Source organism: Nocardia brasiliensis NBRC 14402, from assembly GCF_000308475.2.
GTDB classification, from domain to species: Bacteria; Actinomycetota; Actinomycetes; order Mycobacteriales; family Mycobacteriaceae; genus Nocardia; species Nocardia brasiliensis.
Window position 1 is genome coordinate 1 of sequence record NZ_BAFT02000102.1, and the last position, 18,089, is coordinate 18,089.

An 18,089-nucleotide genomic window follows, 5' to 3' on the forward strand; every position below is an offset into this window, starting at 1 on the left:
GCTGTCGAGGGTGAGATTGAACGGTTGGTCGGTGAGCGCGGCTGCTGTCGCGGCGCCCGCTATTTCGCCCGCGATGCCGGTGGTCGCCTCGGTTGTCGCAGCCACGGTGGCGCGGCCGAGCCGACTGGACGCGACATCGGCCGCCCCGGAGAGCAACCCTCCGTTGCCGAGACCGGCACCCACCGCACCGCCCGCGGCACCCGCGGCCGCCGCCACACCGGCGTCCTTCACGTCCTGCATCGTGATCCCGTCGCGGTGGCCGATGCCGACCTGCAGGATCTTGGTACCGATCTCCAGTCCACCCTCTTCGATGGCTTCGAAGATGGCGCCGTGGAGCGCGGCGCGAGCGGCGGCTTTGGCGGCGGCACGGGTGAGCATTCGAGCGATCAGCTGTTTGATCGCCATACGGATGGTGATCTGGGTGGCCACTCGCAGGGCGACCGCGCCCGCAGCGCTGATGCCGGTCCAGGCGGTGGCCAGCAGTGGGGCCATCTCGATCGCGAAAATGACCATCGTGCCGATGATGACGAGCTTGGTCTGCTCGATATCGGCTGCGCCGTCGCCGATTTGATCGGCGAGCGAATCGAGATATTTGACCAGGCTCGTCCACGCGCCCTTCTGGCCGGTCAGCTGGTCCCAGTACGCCGCGATGGCCTCATGGGTTTGGCCGTCGATGGCTGCCAGCGCCTGCCCGACCGCATGTGCGGCTTCGTCATCGATTTCGTTGAGCGCCGACGACATCGCCGACCAGGCGTCGGACACGCGCCACATCGCGGTCTCATCGCCCTCGGGCCAATCACCCGCGCCGACAATCCATTTGGCGACCCATTGCAGGGATTCCGGGATCTCGATGCCCATCAGGGGTTGTTCTGGTTCAGCTGGGCGGCGTTGATCTGATCGCGGTTCTGCAGCTCGTTCGCGGTCGCGACCATCTTGTCGCCGAGGGTGCTCATCGCCTTACCTAGACCGTCGACGCCCGCGAGGGCCTTCGGCACACCGGGGGTGTAGTTCTTGGCGAAACTCTGGCCGATCTTGTCGGAGCCCCAGCACTCACCCTCGGCCTCGATCACCTGGCGCAGTTTCTGTGCGGCACTGGTGATCTGGTCGGCGACACTGACGAATTCGGTGCGAGTCGCGCGTAGGGCGTCCGGGTCGACACGGAAGTTCGTCACGGGCGGTCCTGCAGATAGGACCGGTTGCGGTAGTACTCGTCCTCGTCTTCCGGCGGCGTGGGAGGCTCCGGCGGGGCGACGGCGGGTTCCGGAAACATCGTGTCGACCAGGTGACGGATACTCGGTGCGCCCGGAACGAGATCGGACAGATCGGGAAGGCCGGCGGCGGCCTGCTGCATCGGAGCTACCGCCTGTTGCGTAGCTGCCAGCGCTTGTCGTGCGGCAGCCTGGACCGCCTCCGTAATGGACTGGCCCAATTTCGCCGGGGTGGATCGCTTGAACGCGGTGGGTTCGACGTGGACCTCTGTGGGAACTCCCGCGGCGTTGCTCACCACACGAACCAGGTTGTCCGAGGACCACGCCGTCACCGTCGTGGTCGCCAGCGTGGACTGCACCTCGGCCAGATCTCGTTGCTGCTGCTCGAAAGTGCCCAGTAGGGAATCGATCTGGTCACGTAGTTCGTCGTTGCGTGTCCGCGCGTCGTCGCGGCGTCCGTCATCCACCGGTCTGCCCCCTGATTCGAGATTCGATCCGTTACTCAACACAGACGCGCCGGACCGACGATCGGTTCCACCGAGTTTCAGATTTCATCACCGTGACTCGGTGGAGGCAAGCCGTTCCCGTGTCTCGGCGGGCGCGTCGCCCCCCGCACCGCCCCGGTGTGCGAGCGGGGCGAATCGGGTATAGGCAATTAGACTGGTTAACCAGACGGACCGGGATGCACAGGGTGTGTGCGATGGGATCGGGTTGTCGGTGGCGTGCCCGAGGACGAAGCGAGGAGGTGGGGCCATGTCGAGCACCGAGGACAGGCGCTTCGAGGTCCTACGCGCGATCGTCGCGGACTATGTGGCGACGAAGGAGCCGATCGGGTCGAAGAGCCTGGTCGAGCGGCACAATCTGGGTGTTTCCAGCGCGACGGTGCGCAACGATATGGCGGTGCTGGAGGCGGAGGGCTACATCACGCAGCCGCACACCAGCTCGGGCCGGATCCCGACGGACAAGGGTTATCGGCAGTTCGTGGACCGGATCGCGGAGGTGAAGCCGCTTTCGGGCGCGGAACGCCGGGCGATCATGGAGTTCTTGGAGTCGGGCGTCGATCTGGACGATGTGCTGCGCCGCGGGGTGCGGCTGCTGGCGCAACTGACCAGGCAGGTCGCGGTGGTGCAGTATCCGTCGGTATCGGTGTCGACGGTGCGGCACATCGAGGTGGTCGCGTTGAATCCGGCGCGGCTGTTGCTCGTGGTGATCACCGACACGGGGCGGGTCGATCAGCGGCTGGTGGAACTCGGTGCGCTGATCGATGACGAGGACTTGGCCGCGCTGCGCGGCATGCTCGGCGGGGCGATGGACGGCAAGCGGCTGGCCGCGGCGTCGGCCGCGGTGGCGGAGCTGCCCGAAGGGGCGCCGCCGCGCCTGCGGGACGTCCTGATCCGGGTGTCGACGGTGCTGGTGGAGACGCTGGTGGAGCATCCCGAAGAACGTCTGGTGCTCGGCGGCACGGCGAACCTCACCCGCAACGCGGCGGACTTCGGGTTCCCCGGTTCGCTGCGTGACGTGCTCGAGGCGCTCGAGGAACAGGTCATCGTGCTCAAACTGCTCGCGGCCGCGCAGCAGCCCGGCACCGTGACCGTGCGGATCGGCGAGGAGACGCAGGTCGAGCAGATGCGCGGCACCTCGGTGGTGTCGACCGGCTACGGCACGGCGAGCACCATCCTGGGCGGCATGGGTGTGCTCGGTCCCACGCGGATGGACTACCCGGGCACCATCGCTTCGGTCGCGGCCGTCGCCCGCTATATCGGCGAGGTCCTCGCCGAACGCTGACGGCTCCGGTGCCGCTGCTACCCTCGAACCTCCGGCCGGATAAAGTTGAGTGCATCCGACTAATGCTGGGCATGCGGTTGGAACGGTGAAGGCACCGTCGGGCACTGTCGAGAACGACCAAGGACTAGAGAACTCAAGTGGCACGGGACTACTACGGACTGCTCGGCGTCGCGAAGAACGCGACCGACCAGGAGATCAAGCGCGCCTATCGCAAGCTGGCTCGCGAGCTCCACCCCGACGTCAACCCCGACGAGGTGGCGCAGGCCAGGTTCAAGGAAGTGTCCGCCGCCTACGAGGTGCTGTCGGATCCGGAGAAGCGGCGCGTCGTCGACATGGGCGGCGACCCGCTGGAATCCGGCGGTGGCGGCGCGGGCTTCTCGGGCGCCGGTTTCGGCGGGCTCGGCGACGTGTTCGAGGCGTTCTTCGGTGGCATGAGCGGTGCCTCGGGTGGCACCCGCAAGCCGCGCGGACGGGTGCAGCCGGGCGCGGATTCGCTGCTGCGGACCCGGTTGAGCCTGGCCGAGTGCGCGGTGGGCGTGACCAAGCACCTGACCGTCGACACCGCGATCCTCTGCGACGTGTGTACCGGCGCGGGCACCAACGGCAAATCGAAGCCGGTGCGTTGCGAAACCTGCGGTGGCGCAGGCGAAGTGCAGTCCGTGCAGCGGTCGTTCCTGGGACAGGTGCTCACCTCGCGCCCGTGCCCGACCTGCCGTGGCGCCGGCGAGACCATTCCTGATCCGTGCCACAAGTGCGGCGGCGACGGCCGGGTGCGCGCGCGGCGTGAGATCGCGGCGCCGATCCCCGCGGGCGTGGCGAACGGTATGCGGGTGCGCTTGGCCGCGCAGGGCGAGGTCGGTCCCGGCGGCGGGCACGCGGGCGACCTGTACGTGGAGATCGTCGAACAGCCGCACGACGTGTTCGTCCGCGACGGCGACGACCTGCACTGCACGATCCGCGTACCGATGGTCGACGCCACGCTGGGCACCACCGTGGTGATCGACACCATCCTCGACGGCCCGACCGAACTCACCATCGCACCCGGCACTCAGCCCGGCGAGGTGTCGGTGCTGCGCGGCCACGGCATGCCGCGGCTGCGTTCCGGCGCGCGCGGTGACCTGCTCGCGCACCTGGACATCGTCATCCCGAGCAAGCTGGACAGCAAGCAGACCGACCTGCTGCGCAAGTACAAGGGCACCCGCCCGAACGAGCGCGCCGAGGTCATGTCGACCCAGTCCGAGCACAACAGCGGGCTGTTCGCCCGGCTGCGGGCCTCGTTCAGCGGACGCTGATTGGCTGCGACGGTCTTTTATCTCGACGAGGTGCCCGAGCCGGGCGCCCTCGCCGTGCTCGACGGCCCGGAGGGCAGGCACGCCGCGACGGTGCGCCGCATCCGGGTCGGCGAGCCGATCACCCTGTCGGACGGCCGCGGTGTCCTCGCCGAATCGGAAGTGGTTGCGGCCCAACGTGACCGGCTGGAGCTGCGGGTACTGAACCGTGCGGTGGCGGCGCCGGTGACGCCGCGGGTGACGGTGGTGCAGGCGCTGCCGAAGTCCGATCGTTCGGAGCTGGCGGTCGAATTGATGACCGAGGCCGGTGCCGACGCGATCGTGCCGTGGCAGGCCGCGCGCTGCGTCGCGAACTGGGAAGGCAAGGCGGGCAAGGCCGTCGAGAAATGGCGGGCCGCCGCGCGCTCGGCCGCGCGACAGTCCCGCCGGGCCTATGTCCCCGAGGTCGCCGAGCTGCATCGCACCCGCGATGTGCTCGAACTGATCCGGAAAGCCAAGGCGGACGGCGCGATCGTCGCGGCGCTGCACGAATCGGGCGCCGCCCGTTTCACCGCGCTGCCGTTCGACGGCGTCCCCGAAGTGGTGCTGATCGTCGGGCCCGAAGGCGGTCTCGACGAGGCCGAACTCGCCGCCTGCACCGGGGCGGGCGCGGATATCGTGCTGCTGGGCCCCACGGTGCTGCGCACGTCGACCGCCGCCGCGGTCGCCCTCGGCGCGCTGGGTGCGTTGACCCCTCGCTGGGGTGCGAACTCGGGAGCGGCGTCATAGGGTCGGTTCGGCTTCGGGCGTCCGCGCCGAACTGTGCATCCCCAAGGCGCACACCAGGATCAATGCGATGAGCAGCAGCACGGCGACGCCTAGGGTGAGACCGGCCCAGCCGTAATGCGTGTAGGCGACGCCGCCCGCGCCGCCGACGACGGCGCTGCCCACGTAGAACGAGAACAGGTACAGCGACGACGCCGCGCCGCGATTGCCCGACGCCATGGCGCCGACCCAGGCGCTGGCGACCGTGTGCGCCCCGAAAAATCCTGCGGTGCACAGGGACATCCCGAGAATGAGCACCACCAGATTGTCCGGAATGGTCAGCGCCAATCCGAGTCCCATGAGCACAACCGTGCCCGCGAGCACGCGGTGCCGGCCGATGCGGTCGGCGAGCCGCCCGGCGACGGTCGCGACCGCGGTGCCCGCCAGATAGAGCAGGAACACCAAACCCGCTACCGCATCGGGCAATTCGAAGGGCGGTTGGGTCAGCCGATAGCCGAGGAAGTTGTAGAGCGAGACGAAGGTGCCGACGAGCACCAGGGCCAGCCCGAACAGCGCGAGTAGTCCGCGATGGCGCAGTTGGACGGCGAGATCGCCCAGCACCGTGCGGATTCCGGCCGGTCGGGCGACGAAACCGCGGGAGGGCGGCAGACTGCGGACGAACCACACGGTGCACACCGCCGCCGCGACGGAGATGGTCGCCTCGGCCCAGCTCCACGAACCCAGGCCGAGCGTGAACGCCGGAATCACCCGGCCGGCCAGCCCGCCCATGCTGGTGCCCGCGATATAGACGCCCATCGCCGCGCCGAGTCCCGCGGCACCGATCTCCTCCGCCAGATAGGCCATCGCCACGGCAGGTACCCCGGCCAGGGTCAGCCCTTGCAACGCCCGCCCGGTCAGCAGCACCTCCAGCGACGGGCTGAACGGCAGCAGCAGCCCGATCACCGCCGACGTCACCGCGGAGACGGTCATCACCCTGGTGCGGCCGATCCGGGAGGACAGCGCACTCACCGGGATGATGGCCAGCGCGAGCATCCCGGTGGTGAGCGAAACCGCAAGCGCCGCATGGGCGGGCGTGGCATCGAACGCCTCGGAGAGGCTGGGTAGCAGGGCCTGCGCGCTGTACATGGTCGCGAAGGTGGCCAACCCCGCCGCGAACAGCGCGGCGGCGATCCGGCGTTCATGCGTGGTGCGGCCCCCGGCGATGAGCCGGGTCTTCGTCAGGGTCATGGGTTTCAGGATCGCCCCTCGACCTTTCCGAAGGGAAATGAATAATAATGGTGGAGTTCATGCGTTCAGTGCATATAGCGAGGGCAGTTTGTGCAGGTAGTGGTCCTGCGACGGGATGTGACACTCATCACCCGGGGAGGTGTGGCAGATGCTGGGCGAGGATCTGGAATGGTTCATCACGCTCGCCGAACTGGAACGGGTCGGCGCGGCGGCCGAACGCCTGCACCTCACACAGCCGACCCTGTCGCGCATGCTCGGCCGGCTGGAACGCCGGCTCGGCGTCGAACTCTTCGATCGGCGGGGCAAACGCATCGTGCTCAACGAGTTCGGCCGCATCTATTATGAGCAGGCCCGGCGCGCGCAAGCCGAACTCGACACCGCGGCCAAGTCCATCGCCGATTTGAACAGTCCCGCCAATGGTGTTGTGCGCCTGTCTTTTCTGCATTCCTTCGGTGGCTGGCTGGTGCCGCAGCTGGTCGGTGAATTCCGGCGCGGTTCGGCCCGGATAACTTTCGCGCTGCGACAGGGCCCGGCGGAAATGGTGAACGACGACGTCCTCAGCGGGACTTCGGATCTCGGCATCGTCTCGCCCCGCCCGACCATGTCCGGCATCGGCTGGCGCGGGCTGCTGCGGCAGCGGCTCGCGCTGGCCGTGCCCGCCGACCACCGGCTCGTGGGCCGCGGGAAGGTGCGCCTCGACGAGGTCTCGGACGAGGACTTCATCACCATGCATCCCGGTTTCGGCATGCGCCGCATCGTCGACCAGTTGAGCGCCGCCGCCGACCTGCGGCCGCGGATCTCGTTCGAGGCCAGCGATCTGGTCACGGTCGCGGGCCTGGTCGCCGCGGGTCTCGGGGTCGGGGTGCTGCCGGAGGAGGATCCGGGCCCGGCGAACGCGCCGCGGGTGGCCGGGGCGAAGGCGGAGGCGCGCCTGGCCGGTCCGGTGCTGATCCCGCTCGCGGACGCCGGCGCGACCCGGGAGGTGGGGCTGGTGTGGTCGGCCGCGACACCGGCCTCGGGGGCGGCGCGACGGTTTCGTGATTTCACCGAGGATTGGGCGCAGCGGCGACGGGGAATCCCGTGATCACCTGGTCCTTCCGTTAGCGGCTTATTCACTGGGCGGTGTCGGTGGGGCGCGTTAAACTTTCCTCAACACAGCAGCACGTCGAGACCGGAAAGCAGGCTGTAGCCACTTTTGAGAACACAAGGCGAGATCGGCGACCCGACAACCTCCGCAGCCGGAATCGGTGCCGAAGACAGCGGCTCGGGGCCCGCAGCACGTACCGTGCGTTCCAGTATCGAACTCGCTCCCGAATCCGTGTTCCCGTTCCTCGGTTCGGCCGACCAGAATCTGCGTGAACTCGAAGAGTTGCTCGACGCGGACATCCATGTCCGTGGCAATTCCGTCACCCTGACCGGCAAAGCGGCCGATGTCGCGCTCGCCGAGCGAGTGATCGAACAGCTCGTCGCGCTCACGGGCCGGAACCGAGTGGTGACCCCGGAGGCGGTGCGACACACCGTTTCGATGCTCACGGAAGGCTCTTCGGAGTCCCCGGCCGAGGTGCTCAGCCTGGACATCCTGTCCCGGCGCGGCAAGACCGTCCGGCCCAAGACCCTGAACCAGAAGCGCTACGTCGACGCGATCGACGCCAACACCATCGTGTTCGGCATCGGCCCGGCCGGTACCGGTAAGACGTATCTGGCGATGGCCAAGGCCGTGCAGGCGCTGCAGACCAAGCAGGTCACCCGAATCATCCTCACCCGCCCCGCGGTGGAAGCGGGGGAGCGGCTCGGCTTCCTGCCGGGCACGCTGAACGAGAAGATCGATCCGTACCTGCGCCCGCTCTACGACGCGCTGCACGACATGATGGATCCCGAGGCCATTCCGAAGCTGATGGCGGCCGGCGTGATCGAGGTCGCGCCGCTGGCGTACATGCGTGGTCGCACGCTGAACGATTCGTTCATCGTGCTCGACGAGGCGCAGAACACCACGGCCGAGCAGATGAAGATGTTCCTCACCCGGCTCGGGTTCGGCTCGAAGATCGTGGTGACCGGTGACGTCAGCCAGGTCGACCTGCCCACCGGCGCCCGCTCCGGGCTGCGGGCGGCCAGCGAGATCCTGACCGATATCGAGGACATCCACTTCGCGCAACTGACCAGCAGCGACGTGGTGCGGCACCGGCTGGTCGCGGACATCGTCGATGCCTACGACCGGGCCGAGGCGGAGGCCAGGCCGCAGGTCGGCCCGCACTATCCGGGCAACCGGGCACAGCGCAGAGCGGCGAGTCGAGGCGATCGGCGCTGAGATGCGCCGCATGTCGGTCGTTCGGTCGACACCCAACGGCATCGGGTGTCGACCTGCGGCATTAGGCTGACCGGGTGAGCATCGAGATCGCCAACGAGTCGGGTATCGACGTACCCGAAGAAGATCTGGTCAGTGTCGCGCGCTTCGTGATCACCCGGATGGACGTGCACCCGGCCGCGGAACTGTCCATGGTGCTCGTCGATCTCGACACCATGGCCGACCTGCACATGCGCTGGATGGACCTGCCCGGGCCCACCGACGTGATGTCCTTCCCGATGGACGAGCTCGAGCCGGGCGGGCGCCCGGACAGCCCCGAGCCCGGTCCGTCCATGCTCGGCGACATCGTGCTGTGCCCCGAGTTCGCGGCGGGCCAGGCCCGCAAGGCCGGACATTCGCTGGACCACGAGCTCGCGTTGCTCACGGTGCACGGCGTGCTCCACCTGCTCGGCTACGACCACGCCGAGCCGGAAGAGGAGAAGGAAATGTTCGCGCTGCAGGCCCGGCTGCTCGAGGAGTGGTACGAGAGCCTGCGCGAAGCGCAGCGGCGTGCCGAACTCGCCGCCCGGGACGCCAGGTTGCTGGGGAAGGCGGGCTTCACCACACCGGGTGACGCACTGGGACCCGCGTGAATTCGCTGACCCTGATCCTGCTCGCCGTCCTGCTCGTCCCGGTGGGCGGCGTGTTCGCGGGCGTCGATTCGGCGCTGAACACCATCTCGCCGGCCCGGGTCGACGATATGGTGCGGGCCGATCGGCCCGGCGCGGTGCGGCTCAGCCGCATCGTCGCCGACCGCGCCCGCTACGTGAATCTCATGGTGCTGCTGCGCATCCTGTGCGAAATCGGCGCCACCGTGCTGCTCGCCGCCGGGCTGCTCGCGGACTGGGCCGACGACTGGGCGCTGCTGGTCACCGCGATCGTCATGGTGCTGGTGTCGTACGTGGTGATCGGGGTGGGTCCGCGTACCCTCGGCCGCCAGCACGCCTATTCGATCGCGTTGGCGTCGGCGCTGCCGCTGCAGTTCATCGGCGCGCTGCTCGGCCCGCTCAGCCGGCTGCTCATCCTGCTCGGTAACGCGATCACCCCCGGTAAGGGATTTCGCAACGGCCCCTTCGCGTCCGAGATCGAACTGCGCGAAGTGGTCGAGATGGCCAGCGAGCGCGGCGTGGTGGCCGACGACGAGCGCCGGATGATCCAGTCGGTCTTCGAACTCGGCGACACGGCGGCTCGTGCGGTGATGGTGCCGCGCACCGAGATGGTGTGGATCGAGGCGGACAAGACTGCGGCGCAGGCGATGTCGCTCGCGGTCCGCTCGGGGCACTCCCGGATTCCGGTGATCGGCGAGAACGTCGACGATATTCTCGGCGTCGTCTACCTGAAAGACCTTGTGCCGTATGCGGAACGGGGTCGCACGGTACTGGTGCGCGAGGTGATGCGGCCCGCGGTGTTCATGCCGGACTCCAAGCCGCTGGACAGCCTGCTCGACGAAATGCAGCGCAGGCGTAACCATATGGCGCTGCTGGTCGACGAATACGGTGGCATCGCCGGTCTGGTGACGATCGAGGACGTGCTCGAAGAGATCGTCGGGGAGATCGCCGACGAATACGACACCGACGAGACGCCACCCATCGAAGACCTGGGGGACGGCCGCTATCGCGTGTCCGCGCGGCTGCCGGTCGAGGACCTCGGCGATTTGTACGGGCTCGATATCGAGGACGAGGACGTCGACACCGTCGGCGGCTTGCTGGCGCACGAGCTCGGCCGCGTGCCGTTGCCCGGCTCCAAGGTCGTGGTGCACGGGTTGGTGCTGCGCGGCGAGGGCGGCGCCGATACCCGCGGGCGGGTGCGGGTGCACACCGTGGTGGTGCGCAAGGCGACGGACGAATCGCAGAACGCGGACGGCGACGAGAAGTCGAACGGCAAACGCAAAGGCAACGGATCGGATCGGGACACCCCGGCCGGTCGACATGAGGACGGAGATTCCGAATGACCGAACTGGATCCCGAGGACAACAAGCTGCTCGTCCTGGCGCGCGGTGCCATGGGGCGCACCGGCGGCGCCAGCGGCGCGGCGATCCGGGACACCGACGGCCGCACCTACGCGGCGGGCGAGGTGGGCCTGACCGCGTTGCGCCTGACCGCGCTCCAGGCGGCGGTCGCGGCCGCGATCTCCAGCGGGGCAGAGGGTTTCGAGGCGGCCGTGGTGGTCAGCGGGCGGCTGTCCGACTACGGCGTCACCGCGGTGCGTGAGGTGTCGCCGGACGCCAAGATCATCTTCACCGATCGGGACGGCGCCGTTTTCGAGATCGTCGATGACGCCGAACTCGCGGTCGATGCCCAGCCCGCCGGCGAGGTGCGCGGTGGCTGACCCCAAGGGCGCGGGCGAATTCCGTTCCGGCTTCGTCTGTTTCGTCGGCAGGCCGAACACCGGCAAGTCGACCCTGACCAATGCGCTGGTCGGGCAGAAGATCGCGATCACCTCGTCGCGGCCGCAGACCACCCGGCACACCATTCGCGGCATCGTGCATCGGGAGCACACCCAATTGATCCTGGTCGACACGCCGGGCCTGCACCGGCCCCGCACCCTGCTCGGTCAGCGGTTGAACGACCTTGTGCGCGATACGTATTCGGAAGTCGACGTAATCGCGCTCTGCGTGCCGGCGGACGAGAAGATCGGCCCGGGCGATCGCTGGATCGTGCAGCAGATCAAGCAGATGGCGCCGAAGACGACCGTGCTCGGCGTCGTCACCAAGATCGACAAGGTGAGCCGGGACCAGATCGCCGAGCAACTGCTCGCGCTCTCGCAACTGCTCGGCCCGGACGCCGATGTGGTGCCCGTGTCGGCGGTGAAGAACGAGCAGGTAGAGGTGCTCGTCGACGTCATCGCCGCGAAAATGCCGGAGGGCCCGGCGTTCTACCCCGACGGTGAGCTCACCGACGAGCCGGAGGAAACCCTCATGGCCGAGCTCATCCGCGAGGCGGCGCTCGAGGGCGTTCGCGACGAGTTGCCGCACTCACTCGCCGTGGTGATCGAGGAGGTCCTGCCGTACGAGGAGCGCGAGGACATGCTCGACGTGCACGCGATCCTCTATGTCGAACGCCCCAGCCAGAAGTCGATCATCATCGGTAAGGGCGGGGCTCGGCTCAAGGAAGTCGGCACCAACGCGCGCAAGCAGATCGAGCACATCCTCGGCACCCGGATCTATCTCAACCTGCATGTGAAGGTCGCCAAGGATTGGCAGCGCGACCCGAAACAGCTGGGCCGGTTGGGATTCTAGATCTGATCAGCCGTTGGCGATCGCCTGCAACTGGGACAGATCGCCGTTGAAGCGGTTCTTGTCCAGCGGGGTCGAGGTGTACTGCCAGAAGCTGTAGACCCGCCAATTGAACGGCAGCGCGCCCACGGTCGAGTTGTAGCGGGCCACCCACAGCGGGCTGTCCGCGCTGAAATCGCCTGCGGTGCCGACACAGAGGCTCCACCAGCTGGTGGAGGTGTAGATCACCGGCCAGCGGCCGGTGGTGCCGTGATACCGATTGCTGAAGTCGTGGATCCAGGACGCCATCGCGCTCTGCGACTTGCTGTAGCACTGGTTGTTCTTGTCGTACGGGTTGTATTCGAGGTCGAGCGCGCCCGGCAGCGTCTTGCCGTCGCGCGACCAGCCGCCGCCGTGCGCGATGAAGTAGTCCGCCTGGCTCGCTCCGCTCGAGCTGCTCGGGATGGCGAAATGGTATGCGCCGCGGATCAAACCCTGCTTGTACGATCCGTTGTACTGGGAGGCGAAGTAGGGGTTGGTGACGTTGGTGCTTTCGCTCGCCTTGATGTAGGCGAAGCGAATCCCGTTGTCCCAATAGCTCTTCCAGTCGACGTCGCCTTGGTAGCGGGACACGTCGATGCCCTCCACCGATCCGGCGGACAGGGAGCGCTCCTGGCTGGGATCCCCGGCGCCGGCGCCTTCGTGCACCACGATCTGCGAGCCCAGCGTGTGGTCGTCGCCCTGCTCGGTCGGCGCCGGGTCCGCGGTGGCCGGGGCGATCACGAGCAGGGTGGCCAGACTCGCGAACAAGGCGGCCGACAGTGTGCGTCTTCTGTTGAGATTCACCGATATCCCCTCTGTAGTTCACCGATTCGACATGGAGGTGGCGCGGCCTCGCCCGACTATGTTTGCGGTGGAACGCAATCGCGGAGGCGGTCGTGACGCTAAGCCGGGCCGATAGAGGGCCACTGGAACGAATCTGGGGCGGAACGGAATTTCTCCGAATTGCCCGGAATCGGTGAATTGTCGTGCGCTGGGCGCGGTTTCGGATATCGGCGAGTCCGAGAAATGCACCGACGCGCGAAAGGTATTTAAGGTGCGGTTAACACGCCATTGGTCGTATCGGCCGGCTCCGGCAATGCGCACGGTGTCTGGTACTCGGCATGAGGATCCGTGATGTGGCTCTCGTCTGTCTGACCTTTCCCGCCGCGCTGCTCCTGACCTCCGGCTACGCGGCCGCGACCCCGACCCCGGAATACCCGATCGACCCTGCCGCCGAAGCGGCCGCCAAGGTGTACCCGGGCGAACCTGTCCCGCAGTCGCGTTCGATGGCCACGGCGTTCGTCGGCGTGCCCAGCGACTACGTGTACAACACGAAACTCAAACCCGTCGCCCGGCACGATTACTGCACCTCCGCCCCCGACAGTTACTTCGCCGCCGACTTCCGCGGCCCCTGCGCCCGCCACGACATGTGCTACGACCGCGCCGACGCCGCAGGCACCAACTACACCGCCTGCAACTCCGCCCTGCGCACCGACATGATCACCAACTGCATCTACGCCTACGGCACCTCCGGCACCGCCCTGCAAACCTGCAAGGCCACCGCCGAAATCTACTGGGCCGCAGTAACCGTCACCCACCTGGATTGAGCGCGACGCTCGAACCGAACGTCAGGCGGCCGTCCACCATGGTTCGGGACGGTGGCGTTCCCAGTGCAATTCTGATTCCAGTTGTGCGGCAACGGAAATCAGGAGGGGTTCGGTGCCGGCGGTGCCCATCAGTTGTGCGCCGACCGGTAAGCCCGCGTCGGTGAAGCCGGCGGGGACGTTCAGGCTCGGCCAGCCGAGGACGTTCCAGGGCCAGGTGTAGGGGCAGGCGGCGGTGATCAGGTTGTTGGTGGCGTGTACGCCGATGCCGTCGATGTCTTGCGCGTGCGGTGGCGGGGTTGCGGTGGTGGGGGCGAGGACCAGGTCGTAGTTCTGGAAGAAGCTGCCGATTCGCTTGTGCAGCAAGGGTTCTGCTTGGCGTGCGGCGAACAGGGCCGGGCCGTCGAGCAGTCTGCCGAAGCGGGTGTTGGCGATGGTGCGGGGATCGACTTCGGCGCCGGGCATGTTCTGGTGCACCGCGCGGATGCCCGCCATGGAGCGCGGTAGGAAGGACGCGCCGATCAACAGCCCGTAGTGCAGGTCGGCGACGGTGACGGTGTGGCCGAGCGTGCGCAAAGTGTCGCCGATGCGGCGGACCGCCGCCGCGATCTGCGGGTCGAGCGTGGTTCTGGTGGCGGTGAACGGAATTCGCAGCGAGAGCGCGATGCGTAGCCGCCCGGGATCGCGTCCCACGGCGTCGGTGGCCGAGATCGGTGCGGGCGTGTGCCGGTCGCCGGGATGCGGTCCGGCGGCCAGGTCGAGCAGCAGTGCGGCGTCGGCGATGGTCCGGGCCAGTGGACCGTTCACGGTGAGACCGTAGAAGGCTTCGGCGTGCGGCCACGTGGAGATGCGGCCGCGTTGCGGTTTGATGCCGACGAGATTGGTCCACGCGGCGGGGATGCGGATGGAGCCCGCGCCGTCGGAACCCAGTGCGGCGGGCACCAATCCGGCCGCGACGGCGGCCGCCGAACCGCCGGAGGAACCGCCGGGCGTGCGGTCGGCGGCCCACGGGTTGCGGGTGTGGCCGAAGGCCGCGGCGCTGGTGAACGGCAGCTGGCCGAGTTCGCAGGTGTTGGTCTTGCCGACGATCACCGCACCCGCCGCGCGCAGCCGCCGAACCGATTCGGCGTCTTCGGTTTTCGGCGGGAAGGTGCCGCCGCAGCCGAAGGCGGTGGGCTCGCCTGCGATGTCGGTGTCGTCCTTCACCGCGATCGGCACACCGAGTAGCGGCAGTCGCTCGCCTGCCGCCAGCCGGGCGTCGGCGTCGGCGGCCTCGGCCAGCGCGCGTGCACGGCGCACGATCCGGAACGCGTTGAGCGTCGACTGCGCGGCGTCGATCCGATCGAGCGCGGCGCCTACGGCGGCGACCGAGCTGACCGTGCCGTCGGCGATGGCGGCCGCGAGGTCGGTCAGTCCCAAGTCGCCCGTCAGCGGTTCGGCGGGCGGCCGGGTGGGATCGGTGGCGGTCATGCGAGCTCCGTCTCGTCAGCGGTGGAAGAACCGTAACGCGAACCTGGACAAGCGACTAGTCCGCCTTCGGCGCCCTCGTCGACGCGGCGCTCTTCGAACTCGCCCCACGCCGAGACTCGCTCGTGGACGTCTCGGGCGGCGTAGTTCTGGCCGGTGAACGAGGGTGAAATGAGTTCCCTTGGAACACTTCGGAACTGCGTGCAATCCGCCCGAGACGCTGGTGCTGCAACCGACTCGACTCTAGACATACATACGGTATGTATGTAAAGGTGTTGGCACCGCGACTCGATGGAGGAAGACGATGGCAACCAGCACCACACTCGGCCGGACGCACGAGGTCGATCTGCCCGGCGGCCGCATCCGGTACCACGAGACGGGGGAGGGGCCGCCCGTCGTCTTCGTGCACGGCCTGCTCGTCAACGCGGATCTGTGGCGCAACGTGGTGCCGGGCATCGCGGCGGCCGGCTACCGCTGCCTGGCCCCCGATTGGCCGCTCGGCGCGCACTCGATTCCGGTGCCCGACGCGGATCTGACGCCGACCGGGGTGGCCGACCTCATCGCCGCCTTCCTGGAACGGCTCGACCTGACCGACGTCACGATCGTCGCCAACGACACCGGCGGCGCGATCACCCAGGTGCTGATGACCCGGCATCCGGCTCGGATCGGGCGGGTGGTGCTGGCCGCCGTCGACAGCTACGAGGGTTTCCTGCCCGCGCCGTTCACCGCGCTGGGCTGGCTGGGGTGGGTGCCGGGTTCGCTGCGGCCGCTGCTGGAGGCCCTGCGGATCCGGGCGCTGCACCGCACGCCGCTGGCCTTCGGCCTGGTGGTCAAGCGGCTGCCGCCGCGGGAGGTCGTCGATTCGTACGTGCTGCCGAGCCGCCGGTCCGGTGGGGTGCGGCGAGACCTGCGGCGATTCCTGAAGACCGCGCGCAAGAAGTACACGCTCGAAGCCGCGAAACATTTCGCGAGGGTCGAGGTTCCGGTGCTGCTGGTGTGGGCGCGCGAGGACCGGGTCTTCCCGCTCTCGTTCGCCGAACGCCTGGCCCGCGACCTGCCGCATGCGACGCTGCGGGTCGTCGACGACGCCTACACGCTCCTGCCGGAGGACCAGCCCGAGTTGCTCACCGCAGCGATCCTGGAGTTCACTCGGCTGCATGCCACGCCGTAGCCAGGAGGATCGCTCCCGCACCACTAAGGCCGCGCTCGAACAGGCCGGACGTCGCCTGTTCACCGAGCGCGGCTTCGCGGCGACCTCGGCGGAAGAGCTCGTCACCGAGGCCGGGGTCACCCGCGGTGCGTTGCATCACCACTACGGCGACAAACGTGGTCTGTTCCTCGCGGTGCTGGAGCAGATCGAGATCGAGAGCACCGCAGAGATCGAATCCGCCATCGGCGCAGTCGATTCCGACGATGTGATGGCCGCGATGGCGGTCGGCCTCGGTCTTTTCCTGGAGATCTGCCAGCGCCCGCCGATGCTGCGGATCGCGCTCACCGACGCGCCCGCGGTGCTGGGCTGGCAGGCCTGGCGCGAATTCGAGAGCAGGCACGGCCTCGGCCTGATCACCACGCAGTTGGAGCGCGCCCGCGCCGCCGGGCTGATCGCGGACGCACCCGTGCAGGTGCTGAGCCAACTCGTGCTCAGCGCACTGAGCGAGGCGGCGTTGATCGTCGCGCACGCGGACGACCCCGACACCGCCCGCACCGAAGCGCAGCAATCGGTGCTGCTGCTGATCTCCGGCCTGCTGCGGAACTGACATCAGCTCGAGCGCGATAGATGCCGACGCTCTAACGCCGAGCTACTCCACGAACTGCAGCTCGACCTGCGGCAATTCCGCCATCACCCGGGCGCAGACGGCGCGATGCCAGGTGGCGGGGTAGCGGGTGCCCGGCTCGTGCCTGCAGTAGTCGTCGTTGGTCCGGTAGGTGTGCAGGCGCGGCGAGATCTCACCCGCCCCGATGGCGTCGACCATCGCGTCGACGACCTGCTCGGTCTCGTCGGCGATTTCGGCGAGCTCACGCGCGACCGTGTCCGGGATCTGGAACGCGCCCTTCTCCCAGCGCTCCACGGTGCGCTCAGCCACGGCGAAGAGTCGGGCGCACCATGGCACCGGCAGGCCGAGTAATTCTCGAGTGGCCCGGAAACCCGCGGCGGTTCCGGTGCCAAGTAGGTCGTCCAACTGTGAAAACCCCTCCCCAACAGTGCGGTAGAGGAAAAGAATAGGTCAGCGCACCGAGCGGCAATGGCGGATTCGCCGGGACTGGTCGATCGACCCCTATTGGCGCCGGACCGGTATAGGGGTGCGCGCCTGCCGAGGGCTGTCGGGTGTTCATGGGAGGATGAGGCGTGCGTTTGTATCGGGATGTGGCGGTGGTGGTACGCCAGCACAAGCTGGGCGAGGCGGACCGCATCGTCACGTTGCTGACGCGCCAGCACGGTTTGGTGCGTGCCGTGGCCAAGGGGGTGCGCCGGACCAAATCGAAGTTCGGGGCCAGGCTGGAGCCGTTCGCCTACATCGACGTGCAGTTGCATCCCGGCCGCACGCTGGACGTGGTGACCCAGGTGCACACGGTGGAGGCGTTCGCCGCCGACATCATCGACGACTACGGGCGCTACACCACGGCCTGCGCGGTGCTGGAGACCGCGGAACGGCTAGCCGGTGAGGAGCGCGCGCCCGCGCCGCGGCTGCACGCGCTCACCGCGAGCGCGCTGCGCGCCATCGCGGCCAAACAGCGACCGCACGAGCTGATCCTGGACGCGTACCTGTTGCGCGCCATGGGTTTCGCGGGCTGGGCGCCCGCGCTGGACGAATGCGCCAAATGCGCGACCCCCGGCCCGCATCGGGCCTTCCATGTCGCGGCGGGCGGCGCGGTGTGCGTGCACTGCCGTCCGCCCGGTGCAGCGACCCCGGCGCAGGGCGTGCTCGACCTGCTGGTGGCGTTGTTGCGTGGCGAATGGGAGTACGTCGAGGCGGTGCCCGAGGGGGTGCGCAGGCAGGCCAGCGGCTTGGTCGCCGCGCACCTGCAATGGCATCTGGAGCGGCAGTTGCGCACGTTGCCGCTGATCGAGCGGTCCCGGGCGGTAGGTTCGCCCGCCTGATCAGGGGCCTGGACGGAGACCGTCACAGGGTCTCCACAACCATCAGG

General features: G+C 68.3%; 20 protein-coding genes. 13 read left to right on the forward strand and 7 right to left on the reverse strand.

The window, feature by feature from the left end; all coding sequences use genetic code 11:
- The 3 genes from TY25_RS34080 to TY25_RS34090 form a co-directional block, all read right to left on the reverse strand.
- The coding region (locus TY25_RS34080; RefSeq protein WP_042263340.1) for a WXG100-like domain-containing protein at window positions 1-858 on the reverse strand (858 nt) is incomplete at its 3' end.
- Window positions 858-1,172 carry a WXG100 family type VII secretion target gene (locus tag TY25_RS34085; RefSeq protein WP_014982742.1) on the reverse strand — a complete coding sequence of 105 codons (315 nt, stop codon included), beginning with the start codon at window positions 1,170-1,172 and terminating at the stop codon, window positions 858-860. The genes TY25_RS34080 and TY25_RS34085, both read right to left, overlap by 1 nt.
- Window positions 1,169-1,675, reverse strand: coding sequence for a YbaB/EbfC family nucleoid-associated protein (locus TY25_RS34090; protein WP_042263343.1), 507 nt, complete (start codon window positions 1,673-1,675; stop codon window positions 1,169-1,171). Before TY25_RS34090 ends, TY25_RS34085 begins: the two co-directional genes overlap by 4 nt.
- 286 nt (window positions 1,676-1,961) lie before the next feature.
- Between TY25_RS34090 and hrcA the strand changes: the two genes are divergently transcribed.
- From hrcA to TY25_RS34105, 3 genes are all read left to right on the forward strand, one after another.
- A complete protein-coding gene (hrcA, locus tag TY25_RS34095; protein ID WP_029892625.1) occupies window positions 1,962-2,993 on the forward strand; it encodes a heat-inducible transcriptional repressor HrcA in 1,032 nt (343 codons plus the stop codon).
- Between the two features lie 137 nt (window positions 2,994-3,130).
- Entirely contained in the window at window positions 3,131-4,285 is a 1,155-nt protein-coding gene (gene dnaJ, locus TY25_RS34100) for a molecular chaperone DnaJ (RefSeq protein WP_042263346.1), read from the forward strand.
- Window positions 4,286-5,050, forward strand: a complete 765-nt coding sequence (locus TY25_RS34105) for a 16S rRNA (uracil(1498)-N(3))-methyltransferase (protein ID WP_042263347.1) — start codon at window positions 4,286-4,288, stop codon at window positions 5,048-5,050.
- Here TY25_RS34105 and TY25_RS34110 read toward each other — a convergent pair.
- Window positions 5,045-6,274, reverse strand: coding sequence for an MFS transporter (locus TY25_RS34110; protein WP_042263350.1), 1,230 nt, complete (start codon window positions 6,272-6,274; stop codon window positions 5,045-5,047). The two genes, TY25_RS34105 and TY25_RS34110, sit on opposite strands and share 6 nt — an antisense overlap.
- A gap of 148 nt (window positions 6,275-6,422) precedes the next feature.
- Between TY25_RS34110 and TY25_RS34115 the strand changes: the two genes are divergently transcribed.
- The 6 genes from TY25_RS34115 (at window position 6,423) to era (ending at window position 11,853) form a co-directional block, all read left to right on the forward strand.
- A complete protein-coding gene (locus TY25_RS34115; RefSeq protein ID WP_042263387.1) occupies window positions 6,423-7,358 on the forward strand; it encodes a LysR family transcriptional regulator in 936 nt (311 codons plus the stop codon).
- Window positions 7,359-7,517: 159 nt separating this feature from the next.
- Window positions 7,518-8,579 (forward strand): PhoH family protein, encoded by a 1,062-nt coding sequence (locus tag TY25_RS34120; protein WP_029892630.1) that lies wholly within the window; start codon window positions 7,518-7,520, stop codon window positions 8,577-8,579.
- Window positions 8,580-8,653: 74 nt separating this feature from the next.
- The gene (gene ybeY, locus TY25_RS34125; protein ID WP_014982750.1) at window positions 8,654-9,208 is read left to right on the forward strand and encodes an rRNA maturation RNase YbeY; all 555 of its coding nucleotides are present in this window, start codon (window positions 8,654-8,656) and stop codon (window positions 9,206-9,208) included.
- Window positions 9,205-10,566 (forward strand): hemolysin family protein, encoded by a 1,362-nt coding sequence (locus TY25_RS34130; RefSeq protein ID WP_042263352.1) that lies wholly within the window; start codon window positions 9,205-9,207, stop codon window positions 10,564-10,566. Before ybeY ends, TY25_RS34130 begins: the two co-directional genes overlap by 4 nt.
- A complete protein-coding gene (locus TY25_RS34135; RefSeq protein WP_014982752.1) occupies window positions 10,563-10,943 on the forward strand; it encodes a cytidine deaminase-like protein in 381 nt (126 codons plus the stop codon). Before TY25_RS34130 ends, TY25_RS34135 begins: the two co-directional genes overlap by 4 nt.
- Entirely contained in the window at window positions 10,909-11,853 is a 945-nt protein-coding gene (era, locus tag TY25_RS34140) for a GTPase Era (RefSeq protein ID WP_042263355.1), read from the forward strand. Before TY25_RS34135 ends, era begins: the two co-directional genes overlap by 35 nt.
- Before the next feature lie 6 nt (window positions 11,854-11,859).
- Here the strand turns inward: era and TY25_RS34145 are convergent, their stop codons facing one another.
- Complete coding sequence (locus TY25_RS34145) at window positions 11,860-12,675, reverse strand: lysozyme (RefSeq protein ID WP_226887468.1); 816 nt, start codon at window positions 12,673-12,675, stop codon at window positions 11,860-11,862.
- A 332-nt stretch (window positions 12,676-13,007) separates the two neighbouring features.
- Here TY25_RS34145 and TY25_RS40975 point away from each other — a divergent pair, with 332 nt between their 5' ends.
- The gene (locus TY25_RS40975) at window positions 13,008-13,478 is read left to right on the forward strand and encodes a phospholipase A2 (protein ID WP_052383381.1); all 471 of its coding nucleotides are present in this window, start codon (window positions 13,008-13,010) and stop codon (window positions 13,476-13,478) included.
- Between the two features lie 21 nt (window positions 13,479-13,499).
- Here TY25_RS40975 and TY25_RS34155 read toward each other — a convergent pair whose 3' ends face one another.
- Window positions 13,500-14,945 carry an amidase gene (locus TY25_RS34155; protein ID WP_042263360.1) on the reverse strand — a complete coding sequence of 482 codons (1,446 nt, stop codon included), beginning with the start codon at window positions 14,943-14,945 and terminating at the stop codon, window positions 13,500-13,502.
- A gap of 301 nt (window positions 14,946-15,246) precedes the next feature.
- Between TY25_RS34155 and TY25_RS34160 the strand changes: the two genes are divergently transcribed.
- Window positions 15,247-16,113, forward strand: a complete 867-nt coding sequence (locus TY25_RS34160) for an alpha/beta fold hydrolase (protein WP_042263362.1) — start codon at window positions 15,247-15,249, stop codon at window positions 16,111-16,113.
- Window positions 16,100-16,699, forward strand: a complete 600-nt coding sequence (locus tag TY25_RS34165) for a TetR/AcrR family transcriptional regulator (RefSeq protein ID WP_042263364.1) — start codon at window positions 16,100-16,102, stop codon at window positions 16,697-16,699. The genes TY25_RS34160 and TY25_RS34165 overlap by 14 nt, the downstream gene beginning before the upstream one ends.
- A gap of 42 nt (window positions 16,700-16,741) precedes the next feature.
- On the opposite strand, the gene TY25_RS42150 is transcribed toward TY25_RS34165, so the two are convergent.
- A complete protein-coding gene (locus TY25_RS42150; protein WP_014982760.1) occupies window positions 16,742-17,122 on the reverse strand; it encodes an Aca2/YdiL-like domain-containing protein in 381 nt (126 codons plus the stop codon).
- 167 nt (window positions 17,123-17,289) lie between these two features.
- On the opposite strand from TY25_RS42150, the gene recO reads away from it, so the two are divergent.
- Window positions 17,290-18,042 carry a DNA repair protein RecO gene (gene recO / locus TY25_RS34175; protein WP_014982761.1) on the forward strand — a complete coding sequence of 251 codons (753 nt, stop codon included), beginning with the start codon at window positions 17,290-17,292 and terminating at the stop codon, window positions 18,040-18,042.
- Window positions 18,043-18,089: the final 47 nt, after the last annotated feature.